The following is a 14,416-nucleotide window of genomic DNA, read 5'->3' as shown; positions in this document are numbered from 1 at the left end:
CTCAGCCGTGAAACAGACCAGCGCCGATGGTAGTGTGGCTTCTGCCCATGTGAGAGTAGGTCATCGTCAGGCTCTTAATACTAAAAACCCCCTCCGGCTTTGCCGGTGGGGGTTTTTTATTGATCTCAAGGCAACCAAATCTCAAAAATCCCCCCACCCAGACTCCCCCCATTATGCAGCCGAATAGACCCGGTTTTCTCACCCTCGGCATGCAGTGAAGCCACCGACGACGCGAAGAATAGCCCGAGACTGGTACTGCCGCTGTTAAAGTCGAGGGTCTTGAAGTCCGGTGTGCCAGTATGTTGCATACTTTCCGGGTAACCTTCGCCATCGTCCTCCACCGAAATCACCAGGTAGCCATCCCGCTCTTTCGCCTGCAGTTTGATTTTTTTCTTGGTGTAACGAAGCGCGTTATTGAGCGTGTTATTGAGAACCCCGGTTAGCAGGTCGGCATCGAAAAATCCGTTGATGTCTTCGGCTTCAAGTTCAAATTCAATGCCTAGGCCCTCAAGAAGGGGCGTGTGCCGGGCCATGTGCTCGGACAGAAAATCCGGAACGAAATGCTCGTCTATGTGGGCAGACAGGTTGTTCTCGCCGAGGCGATATATACCCAACAGCTGAACCAGATCGTTGTGCATTCGTTCGGCCTCGTACTGCAGGGTATTAAATCTGGACGATTCTCCGATGCTTTTACCCTGTTCCCGACGCAGATCATCCAGTGAGTTCAGAAGCATACCGAGTGAGTTCTTCATATCGTGGACGGCGGATGCCAGTACCATTGAAAAATCAATGTTCTGAACAGGCTTCCTCGATGTGTCCCGGCTTTCTGGTTTCTCAGGTGTCATTCCATCATCCCCTGCAGTTTTTTACGAAGCGATACCAGCCGGCGATACTGGCGATGCTGTTCTGGTAGGTTGGCCAGGCGCTCCAGGTGTTTGCTGGCCTGGCTTAGCAACTGGGTGTCACCAGTGGTCTGTTGTTTTTTCATCAGAACCTGGCACAGATTCAGATTCAGCGCTGCATGGTCGGGAACGATCGTAAGCGCTTCATTGAAGGTTTTTATGGCTTCATCGAGATTGTCTGACTCGAATGCTTTGATGCCATCGCGGTTCAACCCACGGGCCTTCAGCTTCTGTTGAAAGCCGACGGGTTCATCCAGCAGATTCTCAATTTTCTTCAACAGAACCGGGTCGTCAGCGCATCGCTGCGATAGTGTGCCCAGTAATTCTTTCGCTTCGCTGTCCCGGTCAAGTCGGAACAGGGTCTTGGCGTAGTCTATTCCCAGCTCCGGGTCTATGGTCTCACTATTGGCCAACTCCTCAGAAACGCTTTCCAGCGCCTTGTTGGCTTCCATCTGGTTGCCCTGGCCGGCGTGCACCCTTGATTGCACTACGCGGCTTCTAACCTTGATGTTTTCTTCTTCCGGAAAGCGCCGCTCCATTCGCCTGAGCGTGGCAAGCGCTTCGTCTGCCCTGGCATAGCCATCGCTGCTGGTATCTCCCTCGCTTAGATCGGAAAGCGACTGGCCAAGGGCGAGATAGTGTTCGGAGCTGTCATGAATGGAGTGGACCCCAAGACTGACGGTTTTTTTCCAGGCTTCAGAAGCCGTTGAAAGATCCTGGTTCGATGCCGCAAGGCCAGCCAGTTGCTTTTGGCGTAGCAAAGCATTGGGAGAGAGTTCGGCGGCTTTTTCCAGTATTCTCTGGGCCTGAACGGGTTTGCCTTTTTTCTCCAGGGCTTCGGCCAGAAGATCGTAGGCTTCCATGTAATCCGGATGTTTTTCCACCAGGGAGGTCAGCGTGCCTGCTGCTTCGTCCACATTTCCAGTGGCCAGAAGAATACGCCCATGGCCCAGGCTGGCCCATGAGAGATCACGCTGGTGGAGAACATCCTGGTAAATTTTCAGCGCGTGGCTGAAATCGCCCACCTGATAATACAGGTCTGCCAGGGTTTTCATCAGCCAGGTCTTGTAGCGCGGTTGAGTGGGCAGGTACTTCAGGCACAGTGAAATGGCCTCGGGGTAATTCTCCCGGTCAATCTCGCGGTTGATGGGCAACAGGGCGGCTCTCTGGCTGACAAGGCTGTCCAGGCGCTTGACCAGCATTGCCCGGTTTATGGGTTTGGTCAGGTAGGCGTCGGGCTGATATTCACGGGCGCCCATCACCATTTCCTTCGAAGTTTCAGCGGTGATCATCAAGAAGATCGAAGACCGCTTGAGGAGCTTCTTATGCCTGAGTTCTTCCAGAATATGCTGCCCGTTTTTGCCATCGCCAAGATTGAAGTCGCACAGCACGACGTCGACGTGGTTATAGGCGCAGAACTGTATGGCAGGGGAGGCCTTGGCCGCCGACTCTATTTTCTCTGCACCAAAGCTTCGCAGCATTTCACGCATGGATAGTCTGAAGCTCTCAAAGTCATCCACTATGAGGTAGCTCAGTTTCCCGAAATCGGTGGTGTTTGACGTTACGGAGGAGTCGTTCATCGTTTGCGCTGCTTCAGAAGTTTGTTAACCATGGCTCTGAGCGCCGCAGGCTTCACCGGCTTGTAGAGCACCTGGTATCGACGTCTTATGGCGTCCTCTCTAACCTCGGGTGCCATGTATCCGGTGATCAGAATGCCCGGTATATTGCTGTCTAACTGGTTTCTGAGCGCATCCATGGCATCAAGTCCATTCTGGTCATCGTCAAGCTGATAATCCGCCAGGATAATGTCCGGGCGTTCATTTGCCAGTAGTTCACGGGCAGATTCAAGGCTCTGGGCAGCTTTCACGTCACATTCCCAGTTATTCAGCAGTGCGGTCATGCCATGCAGAATCGAGGGATCGTTGTCGATACAAAGCACCTTCAGGCCGCCAAGGCTGGAAACTCTCCGGCTTGAGGCGTTGGTGTGGGTTCGTTCCGCGACACTCTTTTCGGCATCTACCGTTGGAACAGTAATGGAAAAGACGCTGCCAATCCCCTGAACCGATCTTACGTTGACCGGGTGATGGAGCATCCCGCTGATACGATCCACGATCGCCAGACCCAGGCCCAGCCCTTTTTTGTCTCGTCCCTGCTGGAATCTCCGGAACTCCTCGAAAATCTGCGCCAGCTGATCGTCCGGAATGCCCGGCCCGGTGTCCCAGACCTCAATGCGAATATAACCTCTGAGCCGCCGGCAGCCCAATAGAATACGGCCCTGTGGGGTGTAACGAATGGCGTTGGACAGAAAGTTCTGGATTACCCGGCGCAGCAGCTTCGAGTCAGACCTGATCCAGGCCGTACTGGGCACCACGTGAAGCTTGAGCCCCTGATCTTCGGCGATAGCGGAAAAATCATTGGCCAGGTGGCGCATGATGTCATTCACCGGGAAATTGCCGATGTCTGGTTCCAGTGCGCCCGCGTCGAGTTTGGAGATGTCCAGCAGGGTGCTGATGATTTCTTCGGCAGCGCCCAGGGAGCTGTCAATATGATCTACCAGGTCCGCCGTTTCGGGAGTGGTCTTCTTTCCCGCAAGTGCTGAGGTAAACAGCCGGGCGGCATTCAGTGGCTGCAGTAGGTCGTGGCTGGCAGAGGCCAGGAAGCGGGTTTTGCTCTGGTTGGCCTGCTCGGCGACGGACTTGGCTTTCAGCATCTGTTCGTTGATTACCTGCAGCTCCTGGGTTCGTTCTTTGACCCGCTGCTCCAGGTAGATGTTGGTTTCCTTAAGCGCCTGTTCCGTGCGCCTCATGGCGGTGATGTCCTGGAAAGTGGTTACGTAGCCGCCACCGGGAATCGGGCTGCCGTCAATCCGGATAACGGTGCCGTCCGGGCGCTGGCGCTCATAGGACATGGGCTGGCCTTCACGCATGCTGCGGCAACGATCGGTAATGATCTCGTCGATACGCCGGGCTGGCAGGTTGGCGCTGGTCAGGTTGTAACGCATCAGGTCCTGGATCGGTCGGCCGACCCGCACGAAGCCCTTGGGGTAGCCAAACTGTTCCAGATAACGCTGGTTCCAGACCACCAGCTGCTGCTGATTATTGACCAGGGATACCCCCAGGCTGATGTTTTCGATGGCAGATTGCAGCAATTCCCGGCTGAAGGTCATGGCCTGTGAGGCTTCGTCGACGATGCTGACCACATCTTCGATCTGCATGTCCCGGCCAGTCAGCGTCGATTCAAGGACAACCCGGGCCGTTGATGCACCAATCACAGAGGCAAGCTGGCGCTCGATAAACTTCATCAGGTGGGCTGAGGCGGGCCGGTGTGGATGGAGGCGAATGGCATTACGGCGTTCGTAATTCTTGAAAATGGCTTCGGCACGTTCTTCGCCCATAAACCGGTCGGTAATGGCCTGAAGATCGGATGTCAGTACTTCGCCCTGCCAGCTCTGCTGCTGTGGCGTTTCAGCTTTAGGGTGAGGATCCTGGAAGAAAGAGGCAATCTGGATTTTTTCCCGCACTCGCTGCCGGGTAAACAGCGAAAGCAGGATGTAGGTCACTGTGTTGACGCCCAGGCTCCAGATGATGCCGTGGCTGGTAGTGTCAAGGTCCAGCCCCATCAGCGCGGTGGGACGGGTCCAGCCAATGCCACCGATCCCCTGGGTAACCAGGGTGTCGTTGAGCCAGCCAGTTGACGCCAGCGCTGGCAACAGCAGGGTATACCCCCATAGCAGAAAGCCGAGCCCCAGCCCCCAGATGGCGCCCTGATAATTACCGGTTCGCCAGAGAATGCCGCCAACAAGTGCAGGCCCGAACTGTGCGGCTGCGGCGAAGGATAGCAGTCCGAATGCAGTCAGGCTGTAATCCTCCCCGGCCATACGGTAGAAGCCGTAGGCGGTCAGTAGAACGACAAAAATTGCCACTCGCCGGATCGACAACAACAGTGAGCTCAGGTCCGTCCGTTTGTTCATGCGCGGTCGGAAGAACTTAAGCAGGGCAGGCATCACTATTTCGTTGCTCACCATGGTGGCAATGGCGACCGAGCACACAATAACCATGGCTGCAGCGGCTGAGCCGCCACCCAGAAACGCAAGAATGGCTAGCCATTGTTCACCGGCGAGAATGGGAAGGTTCAAAATCAGAATGTCGGGGTCGGCGGCAGATGCCTGCGGCGACAGCAGCCCTGCAGCGGCAATGGGCAGAACAAAGGCACTGGCGATGACCAGGTAGATCGGCATTGCCCAACGTGCCGTTTCAAAATCCCGGTGGTCGGTATTTTCCACCACCATCACATGAAACTGTCGGGGCAGGCAGAAGATAGCCAGCATAGCAACCAGAGTCTGGGTTATGAACGCCGGCGCTTCGATATGGTCTGTGGTCAGAGTGCCAATCAGCCCGGCGTCCCGTACATTCCCCCAGAGGTCGCCGAACCCGCCGTAAAGACCATAGATCACGAACATGCCGACGGCGACAAAGGCGATAATTTTCACAAGCGATTCAAAAGCGACCGCCTGAATCATGCCTCTGTGATGTTCAGTGGACTCCAGATGCCGGGTCCCGAACAGTACGGTAAAGCTGGCCAACGCAAGGGTGATGTACCAGGCCGAGTCGTTCCAGGCGGCCGTGCTTACCTGGCTGTACTCAGTACCGGCGTCCGACAGGACCGTGAAACCCATGGAAATGGCTTTAAGCTGCAGTGCAATGTAGGGCACGCTGCCGATAAGCGCGAAGATGGCCACCATCGCGGCCAGGGACTGGGATTTGCCATACCGTGAGGCGATGAAATCAGCAATGGAGGTGCTGTTGTTCCGCTTGCTGATAAAAATGATCCGCCGTAGAAGCGGTGCGCCAAACACGAATACCAGCAGAGGGCCCAGGTAGATCGGTAGAAAGCCGAGCCCCTCCTGGGTGGCGCGGCCGACAGCGCCGTAGAAGGTCCAGGAAGTAAAGTAGACCGCCAGAGACAGGGCGTAAACGTGGGTGCGTGCCCAGCGTCGGCGGTAGAGCCCGGGATGGCGATCGCCAGCCCAGGCGATGGCAAACAGCAGCGAGATGTAAGTGATCGAAATGAGAACTAACAGCCAGCCACTGAGCATAAACAGGCTTTCCCGGATTGCGATGAACAGACGTCAGCCTGGCTGACCGGTTTTACTGGTCGCAGGCAAGCTTCAGCAATTGGTCGTCTTCAGGCAAGGTTCTGAGGGCCCTGGTGTCCAGGCTCTTTTCGCCCTTCAGGGGAACCAGCTCCCGCGTGTCACAGTTTAGCAGATACATCTTCTGGGTCACCGCGTCGGTATAGGATTGTTCGAAGCGGTAAAGGCTGAAGCGGACAATATTCTTATCCGGGTTGTCCACCATGATGCTTTTGGTGTCGAGAACCGTGAAAGCGGTGACCTGTGAGACGACATAGGCCCACGGCCGCCAGGGGGCGCCGTACTCTTCGGTGCTGACAACAATGGCTTCGTCCGGAAGCTGCGTCTGCTTCAGTTCGAACCAGGTGTATTCCATGTAAATCAGGTAGCCCAGCATGCCGGCGCCGGCGAATGCGGGAATAATCCATTTTGGCGCCTTCTTGCGGGTAACGGCACGGATGCCCAGGGCGATGCCCGCAGCGCCAAGTCCGCAGAATACTGTCGCCACAAAAGTCCAGAACATAGGTTTGTTTCCTTGAAAAGAAAACGGGCTTCCCCAATGAGGAAGCCCGTTCAGGTTCAGCCTGTCAGATTCTCATCTGCCGGTGGCTGAAGTGTTGCTTAGTGGCCTGTAGCGCCGCCTGCACCGCGTGGGTAGCGAACGCTCTCGACCAGTTCCTGAATCTCAACGGGCGGCTCTTCGGTCGCGTTAGAGACCGCAAAGGCTACCGCAAAGTTGATCATCGCACCAACCGCACCGAATGACAGCGGGGAAATGCCCAGCAGCCAGTTGTCCGGAGTATTGGCAAGGTTGTTGGTTCCCGGGATAAAGAACCAGCCGAGGAAGATAAAGATGTAAACCAGGGTAGAGCCCAGGCCTGCCAGCATACCGGCGATGGCACCTTTATTGTTCACTCGCTTGGAGAAAATACCCATCATCAGGGCCGGGAACAGCGAAGCTGCGGCAATACCGAACGCCAGCGCCACCACCTGAGCCGCGAACCCTGGCGGGTTGGCCCCCAGATAGGTTGCTACCACGATCGCTGCAGCCATTGAAATACGGGCAGCCAGCAATTCACCTTTCTCCGATATGTCGGGCTTGAACGCACCTTTGATCAGGTCGTGACTCACCGCAGACGATATCGCCAACAGCAGACCTGCCGCCGTCGACAGTGCTGCTGCAAGACCACCCGCTGCAATCAGGCCAACAACCCAGCCTGGCAGATTGGCAATCTCGGGGTTCGCCAGTACCAGAATGTCGTTGTTGTAGGTGAATTCGTTACCTTCCCAGCCGCGGCTTGCCGCTTCTTCAGCGAAGTCTGCATTGCCCTCGTTGTAGAACTGGATGCGGCCGTCGCTGTTCTTATCATTGAACTGGATCAGGCCGGTCACTTCCCATTCCTGGATCCACTGCGGACGCTCGTCATACTGGATGGCCTGGCCGTCGACACCTTCCGGATAGATGGTGGTCATCAGGTTCAGTCGAGCCATGGAAGCAACAGCAGGCGCAGTCAGGTAAAGCAGGGCGATGAATACCAGCGCCCAGCCAGCGGACCAGCGTGCATCGGCAACCTTGGGAACCGTAAAGAAGCGGATGATAACGTGCGGAAGACCCGCGGTACCGATCATCAGTGACAGGGTAAACAGAACCATGTTCAGTTTGTTGTCCACGTCAGCCGTGTAGTCACGGAAGCCCAGATCGGTAATGACCTGGTCAAGCTTTTCAAGCAGCGGTACGCCAGATTCTACGTGGGTAGAGAAAAGGCCGAGTGGTGGCAGAGGGTTGCCAGTGAGCTGCAGGGAAATAAAGACCGCTGGAATGGTGTAGGCAATGATCAGTACGCAGTACTGGGCCACCTGGGTGTAGGTGATACCTTTCATGCCGCCCATAACCGCGTAGATGAAAACCACGACCGCTGCGATCATCAGGCCGGTAGTGGAATCCACTTCCAGGAAGCGGGAGAAGGCAACACCGGCACCGGCCATCTGGCCGATAACGTAGGTGACCGACGCCACAATCAGACAGGCTACAGCCACGAACCGCGCATTCTTGCTGTAGAAACGGTCGCCGATAAATTCCGGAACCGTAAACTTGCCGAACTTACGCAGGTAAGGTGCCAGCAGCATCGCCAGCAGTACGTAACCACCGGTCCAGCCCATCAGGAAGGTTGAGTTGGCATAACCACCGGCGGCAATCAGGCCCGCCATGGAGATGAAGGATGCAGCTGACATCCAGTCTGCACCGATAGCCGCACCGTTGGTGATCGGGTGGACGCCGCCGCTGGCAACGTAGAAATCACTGGTGCTTCCGGCTTTCGCCCAAATGGCGATACCGATGTAAAGGGCAAAGGAGCCGCCTACAAATAACAGGTTGATTATAAATTGATCCATTGTCCTTAGTCCTCCTTCACGCCGAATTTTTCATCGAGCCTGTTCATCCGCCAGGCGTAATGAAAAATCAGACCGATAAAGGTAAGGATGGAACCCTGCTGGGCGAACCAGAAGCCGAGATCGGTTCCCCCGATGGGAATGCCTGCCAGCATCGGGCGTAGCAGAATGGCGAAGCCATAGGACACCAGAGCCCAGACGATCAGGCTCCCGAATATCAGGCGAAGATTCGCCTTCCAGTAACTCACAGAATCGTAGTCATGACCTGACATAGGATCACTCCTGAATTGTTTTTATAGTGGATCGTTTCTTAATAGTACGGGAACATTCTTATTGCTTATTCTTATTCGGCCCTTTTCTGACCGGATGTCCTGTTCGACTTTACCTGTCAACGGCTGGATAGATATTGGCAAAAGGTCTAATTCTCGGGAACTTGGCGCAAAGTCTCAGTGCTTATGCATGTTTTTCAGACGTCGGAAGTACTTCAGGCGGTCGCAGAACTCTTTGAGCGTAACGGGGCCTTTTTTGAGAGCCTGGTTGATTGCCACAAGAGTCAGTTCTGCGGTTACAAGTGCGTCTGCCGCCGCCTGGTGGCGGGCACTGACTTCAAGCCCGAAATGATCGGCCCAATCGTCAAGGCCGCGGCCAGCCGGCCGGGCATCAGGAAAAAAAGCGGGCAATATGTCGGCCACATCAAGCCAGGTATGGCTGCGGGTGTACCCCAGGGTTTTACGCAGTGCTTTTTCCAGAAATCCCTGATCAAAAGCGGAATGATAGGCAAGCACAGGGTCACCGTTCATCCACTCAAGCAGGTACAGAAGCGCATCCTCGGTTTCGTGGCCCTGGGTCAGTGCCTCAGGGCCGATGCCATGAATCAGTACGGTTTCGCTGATGTCCAGCTCCGGGCGCCGCAGCACCAGATCAAACTGATCTCCAAGATCAATGGCATTGTTTCTGATCGCGACCGCGCCAATGGCGATGACCTCATCTTTAGACTGATTCAGCCCGGTGGTTTCAAGATCGAGCACGATCAGGCGGGATTCCGCCAGCAGCTGGTTGGCCGGCACTACGGGCGCTGGTAAATGTTCGGCGCGAGGGCTCCGGCCCTGGGCGGCCCTGAGTCGCTCGAGCCATTGTCTGAACTGATCCAGCATAGGGAGAACTCCGGGTGTTTCAGAGCTGGTAGGTTAGCTCCAGCTTCTGCTGAAGGCGCTGGGCCTGGCGGAAGGACTCGCGAAGAATTCGCCTGTCCAGCGGGTTCAGGTCGTCCGGGTTGATGTAGTTTGAAAGCGGTTCGTTGCGGTTGAGCAACTCCTGGTGAGACCGCATGCGAATTGCCTGGATCAGGCTGTAGGCCTCCTTCCAGGCATTGGCGTCTTTCGGATCGAACACGCCTTTGTTTGCCAGCTGATCCATTCGTTCCAGAGTGTTGGCCTCAGGTACGCCGTTTGCCAGAGCGAAAACCCGCACGGCTTCCACGAACGGTGCCAGCCCCTGGCGCTTCAGGTCGAGGGATTTACGGTCCCCGTCCGGTGCATATCGGAAGTTGCGGAACATGGTCAGCGGCGGCTTGCGGGTAATGGCATTGCCGGCCAGCATTTTCTGGAACAGATCATTCTTGCGGATTCGGGCCAGCACCTTGTCCAGGAGCTTCGCCAGCGGCTCCCGATCGCCAAACACGGCGCGCATGTCCAGGAAAATCGAAGAATACACCAGGTTCTGCGGCGTAGAGGCGTCGATAAATCTCAGGAACCACTCATCCCATTCATCAGCGCTCAGGCACAGTTTGGGGTTGCTCGCCATGATATTGCCCTTGCAAAGGGTAAAGCCGCATTCCGCCAGTTCCTTGTTAATGGTTTCGGCAAATGGCAGCAGTTTCTGCCTCACCTGGTCTTCGGTCATGCCTTCCGGCGTTACAAACAGAATGCCGTTGTCCTGATCCGTCAGCAGTGTCTGTTCCATTCGACCCTCGCTGCCAAAGGTCAGCCAGGTAAATGGAATGCCGGGGTCGTGTTTCATCAGGTTCAGTTCAAGCACCCGGCGTACGGTCACGTCATTCAGCGTGGTGATGATCTTGACCACCTGGCCGGAATCCGCGCCGTGGGCCAGCATGGCATCCACCAGCCGGGAAACCTCGGCCCGCAGGCTGACAAGGGTGCGCAGATGGCTGGCTGTTCCAATGGTGCGGGCGAGGTTGACCAGATCAACCCGTTGAAGGGAGAACAGGTCCCGCTCCGACACCATACCAATGAGGCGGCCCTCGTCGTCTACCACGCAGACGTGGGAGAAATGATGTTCAGCCATCAACAGGGCGGCCTCGAACGCATCGGCCTGGGCCGTGAGACAGCAGGGGTCCGGAGTCATCACCTGGCCAATGGGCGTGTTCAGTGGCGCACGCTCGTCGGCCACCAGGGTACGGAGGTCTCGCAGAGTGAAAATGCCTTTCGGCACCCGGGTGTCGTCGGTAATCACAATGCTTCCCACGCTGTTTTCATGCATGCGCCCGACCGCCTTTCTGACCGGCAGGTCCGGTGAGCACACAATCGGGTTGCGAATGGCGTAGCGCTCCAGTGGCGTATCGAGGGAACTGCCGCTGCCAATCGACACCATCGCACTGGACTGGATGTTCTGGTTCACCTGCTCAAGCAGGCTGCTCACCCCTCGGATGCAGAAATCCCTGAAAGATTCGCTCTGGGATAACAGGGTAATGAAGGCGTTGTTTTCAATGCTCAGGCAAAAAGTGTCTCCGGCCGCCCTGTGCAGGGTGTGGGTAGGGCGCTCGCCGATCAACGCGGCCAGTGGAAAACATTCACCAGTACTGATTTCAAAGGTGGTTTCGGTGCCGCCGTCCTTGTCGCTGGGGCGCTCGCCGACAATCCGCCCCTGTTTCACCACGTAAAATCGGGTAACCGGCCCTTCGTCCGGCGAAAGCACCACGTCGCCATCGCCATAGAATCGAAGTGACGCGTTCTCGGCAAAATGCGCCAGGTGGCTGTCATCCATGTGCGAGAAGGGGGCATGCTCCCGCAGAAACGCCATGATGGCCCGTGTATTCTGGGGCCTGTGGCTCTCGTGAGAGGCGCTGGATGATGTGTTGGAGCTGTTAGACGGTGCAGCAGTCATGGTTGCTGTCCATGTTGGTCGGTATTAAGGAAGAGTGTAGACCAAAGCCTTCAAAGGTTGCTTTATGATGGATGACCCCGATGATAAAGTTCGAACACTTTCTTGATGAAACGATAGCAAGATGACGACCAGAGATGAAAGGCTGAGTTTCCTTGAGGAGATGCAGGACGTTCGCCGCATCCGCAAGCCCAACAAAGCCGACGTCAAAGCACCTAAGGAGCTGACCCCAGGTCACCTGGAGCGCCAGCGGGCAGCTGTGGACCAGCCACTGGTGGACCGTAACCCGCTGACGGCTGATATCGTTGAGCCACTGACGGCCCATGACGTTCTCAGTTGGCAGCGACCCGGCGTTCAGCATGGTGTATTTAAAAAGCTGAGGCTTGGCCAATACCCCATAGAAGCGCGGCTTGACCTTCATCGCATGACCGTAGAGCAGGCGCGGCGGGAAGTGTTCGGGTTTGTGAAAGACTGCGTACGCTATGGCCTTCGAACGGTCATTGTTCTGCATGGCAAGGGCGAGCGTAACCCGGATGGTATTGCCCAGTTGAAAAGCTACCTGGCGAAGTGGCTGCCAGAACTGGACGACGTACTGGCATTTCATTCTGCCCAGAAGCATCATGGTGGTACTGGAGCGGCCTACGTGATGGTGCGCAAGGGTGATCTCGACAAACAGCGGAATCGCGAAATACATGGCAGGCGTTAAATCCGGGTAGACCTGTTCCCGTTCAGCTCACGTCTGACATGACTCACACACCACAGCAGACTCTGGAGAAACCCATGAAACAATTTATCCTGGTAGTGTTTGCCATCATCGCGCTGGCGGGCTGTAAAGACCGCGTGATCTGGAATGACAATGGCAAAGTGGAAGAGGCCACCCAGGACCGTGAAGTCTGGGACTCCGGTGGAAAAATCGACACCGGTGAGCGGAAGATCTGGAATGACCAGAACGACGAGCCGGTGATCAAATAAAAACCGGGGAGTAACGCCGAGGAAGAATGCGTGTTTGATGTGATTCGTTATGCGGGCGCTGCCCGCTCTATTATTGAGGCGGGCCAGTTTCTCTATGAAAGGGGCTGGTCGCCGGCCACCAGCAGCAATTATTCGGCGCGAATTGATGACGACCATATTGCCATCACCGTGTCTGGAAGGCACAAGGGCCAGTTGGCTGCCGGCGATGTCATGGTGGTGGATCTGCAGGGGCGCCCGGTGCAGAGCCGGGCGCGGTCGTCAGCGGAAACCCGGCTTCATACGGTGTTGTATCAGGTATTTCCTGACGTTGGCGCAGTGCTTCATACCCACTCGGTGAAAGCCACGGTGCTGAGCAGGCTCTGTGCTGCTGACCAGCCTCTGGTTCTGGAAGGGTATGAACTGCAGAAGGCGTTCACGGGCATCGATTCGCATGAGACTGCACTGACGGTGCCGGTATTCGACAATACTCAGAATATCGATTCGTTGGCGCAAAGAACCGCCGCCTGGTTTCGTGACAACCCGGACCAGCCGGGTTACCTGATTCGGGGCCATGGCCTGTATACCTGGGGCAGAACCATGGAGGATTGCCTGCGTCACGTTGAGGCGTTTGAATTCCTTTTTGAATGTGAACTGGAAACCATGAGGGTTCGACCATGACAACCTTGAGCATTTTTGATCAGACTGAACCGGAAACACCCCGTGTAGTGACTGAAGATGCAGGAAAAATTGCCAATCTTCTGGCAGATCGCGGTATCCGTTTCGAGCGCTGGCCCACCAAGGACCTGCCCGCTGATGCATCCCAGGAGACGATTCTGGAGGCTTATGCGGATGAAATCGAGGCGTTAAAAGCGCAGTGTGGGTTCAGGACCCAGGACGTGATCAGCCTCAACCCGGACAACCCCCAGAAAGACGCCTTCCGTAATAAGTTTATTGACGAGCATGTTCATAGCGAGGATGAAATCCGTTTCTTCGTTCGTGGCCAGGGGCTGTTTTATCTGCATCTCGGGGACCAGGTATATGCCGTGATGTGTCAGAAGAATGACCTGATCAGTGTACCCCACGGAACCCGCCACTGGTTTGATATGGGGCCTGAACCTGAGTTTACCTGTATCCGCCTGTTCACGAATCAGGAAGGCTGGGTAGCTGATTTCACCGGCGAGGATATCGCCAGCAGACTGCCACGCTACGAATCCCTGGCGCAGGCCACCGCATGATTCGAATCATATTGACGGACATTGAAGGCACTACAAGTTCCATCTCTTTTGTCCACGAGGTGCTGTTTCCCTATGCCGCCGAGCACATGGCAGAGTTTGTCCGTGAGGGGCATCAGAGCACCCCGGAGATTTCCGCACAGCTGGACGCAGTAGCAGAAGTGTCAGGTACTGACCGCAGCGATATTGATGCCCTGATCGAGGTGTTACTGAAGTGGATTCAGGAAGATCGCAAGGAAACCTCGTTGAAGGCCCTGCAGGGCATGCTCTGGCAGCAGGGTTACCAGGAAGGTGCCTTTCACGGTCATGTATACGCCGACGCCGCCGACTATCTTCAGCGCTGGCATGATCGCGGTTTGCGCCTGTTTGTCTATTCTTCAGGTTCGGTGAAGGCCCAGAAGCTGATCTTTGGTTTCAGTGACGCAGGTGATCTGACGCCCTTCTTTTCCGGCTACTTCGATACCCGTGTCGGTGGTAAAAAACAGCCGGAAGCCTATCGAACCATTCTGGGTGAGCTGGGCGTTGAAGCTGAAACCGTGTTGTTTCTGTCCGATGTGGAAGCAGAGCTTGAAGCCGCTGAGTCCGTTGGCATGAAAACCGTATGGCTGGTTCGGGAGGGCAAGAAACCGGATTCCAGCCGTCCGGTGGCTGCGGATTTTGCCGAAGTTGATGCATTGCTTCGGGCGCGTTGA

Annotated in this window: 13 protein-coding genes; 5 read left to right on the top strand and 8 right to left on the bottom strand. The window is 56.0% G+C overall.

Annotated features, from left to right (window positions below):
• Positions 1–125: 125 nt before the first annotated feature.
• From E5Q11_RS05600 to E5Q11_RS05565, 8 genes are all read right to left on the bottom strand, one after another.
• Positions 126–845: a sensor histidine kinase gene (locus E5Q11_RS05600; protein ID WP_135802369.1), complete on the bottom strand. Its 720-nt coding sequence runs from the start codon at positions 843–845 to the stop codon at positions 126–128.
• The gene (locus E5Q11_RS05595; RefSeq protein ID WP_135802368.1) at positions 842–2,482 is read right to left on the bottom strand and encodes a tetratricopeptide repeat protein; all 1,641 of its coding nucleotides are present in this window, start codon (positions 2,480–2,482) and stop codon (positions 842–844) included. Before E5Q11_RS05595 ends, E5Q11_RS05600 begins: the two co-directional genes overlap by 4 nt.
• Positions 2,479–5,997, bottom strand: a complete 3,519-nt coding sequence (locus E5Q11_RS05590; protein ID WP_135802367.1) for a hybrid sensor histidine kinase/response regulator — start codon at positions 5,995–5,997, stop codon at positions 2,479–2,481. The genes E5Q11_RS05595 and E5Q11_RS05590 overlap by 4 nt, the downstream gene beginning before the upstream one ends.
• Before the next feature lie 52 nt (positions 5,998–6,049).
• Positions 6,050–6,556 (bottom strand): hypothetical protein, encoded by a 507-nt coding sequence (locus E5Q11_RS05585; protein ID WP_135802366.1) that lies wholly within the window; start codon positions 6,554–6,556, stop codon positions 6,050–6,052.
• Positions 6,557–6,654: 98 nt separating this feature from the next.
• A complete protein-coding gene (locus E5Q11_RS05580) occupies positions 6,655–8,424 on the bottom strand; it encodes a sodium:solute symporter family protein (protein WP_135802365.1) in 1,770 nt (589 codons plus the stop codon).
• 5 nt (positions 8,425–8,429) lie between these two features.
• Positions 8,430–8,693 carry a DUF4212 domain-containing protein gene (locus E5Q11_RS05575; RefSeq protein ID WP_135802364.1) on the bottom strand — a complete coding sequence of 88 codons (264 nt, stop codon included), beginning with the start codon at positions 8,691–8,693 and terminating at the stop codon, positions 8,430–8,432.
• 174 nt (positions 8,694–8,867) lie between these two features.
• A complete protein-coding gene (locus E5Q11_RS05570) occupies positions 8,868–9,575 on the bottom strand; it encodes a 3'-5' exonuclease (RefSeq protein ID WP_135802363.1) in 708 nt (235 codons plus the stop codon).
• 19 nt (positions 9,576–9,594) lie between these two features.
• Positions 9,595–11,460, bottom strand: coding sequence for a putative nucleotidyltransferase substrate binding domain-containing protein (locus E5Q11_RS05565; protein ID WP_404802768.1), 1,866 nt, complete (start codon positions 11,458–11,460; stop codon positions 9,595–9,597).
• A gap of 205 nt (positions 11,461–11,665) precedes the next feature.
• On the opposite strand from E5Q11_RS05565, the gene smrA reads away from it, so the two are divergent.
• The 5 genes from smrA (at position 11,666) to mtnC (ending at position 14,416) form a co-directional block, all read left to right on the top strand.
• Positions 11,666–12,247 (top strand): DNA endonuclease SmrA, encoded by a 582-nt coding sequence (gene smrA, locus E5Q11_RS05560; protein ID WP_135802361.1) that lies wholly within the window; start codon positions 11,666–11,668, stop codon positions 12,245–12,247.
• 74 nt (positions 12,248–12,321) lie between these two features.
• Positions 12,322–12,513 carry a hypothetical protein gene (locus E5Q11_RS05555; RefSeq protein WP_135802360.1) on the top strand — a complete coding sequence of 64 codons (192 nt, stop codon included), beginning with the start codon at positions 12,322–12,324 and terminating at the stop codon, positions 12,511–12,513.
• A gap of 30 nt (positions 12,514–12,543) precedes the next feature.
• A complete protein-coding gene (locus E5Q11_RS05550) occupies positions 12,544–13,170 on the top strand; it encodes a methylthioribulose 1-phosphate dehydratase (protein WP_135802359.1) in 627 nt (208 codons plus the stop codon).
• Positions 13,167–13,727 carry a 1,2-dihydroxy-3-keto-5-methylthiopentene dioxygenase gene (locus E5Q11_RS05545; RefSeq protein WP_135802358.1) on the top strand — a complete coding sequence of 187 codons (561 nt, stop codon included), beginning with the start codon at positions 13,167–13,169 and terminating at the stop codon, positions 13,725–13,727. The genes E5Q11_RS05550 and E5Q11_RS05545 overlap by 4 nt, the downstream gene beginning before the upstream one ends.
• A complete protein-coding gene (mtnC, locus tag E5Q11_RS05540) occupies positions 13,724–14,416 on the top strand; it encodes an acireductone synthase (RefSeq protein ID WP_135802357.1) in 693 nt (230 codons plus the stop codon). Before E5Q11_RS05545 ends, mtnC begins: the two co-directional genes overlap by 4 nt.

The organism is Marinobacter confluentis, from assembly GCF_004785685.1.
Classification (GTDB): Bacteria; Pseudomonadota; Gammaproteobacteria; order Pseudomonadales; family Oleiphilaceae; genus Marinobacter; species Marinobacter confluentis.
Note: the sequence above shows the minus strand (reverse complement) of the source record. Positions and strands in the feature narration are given on the sequence as shown.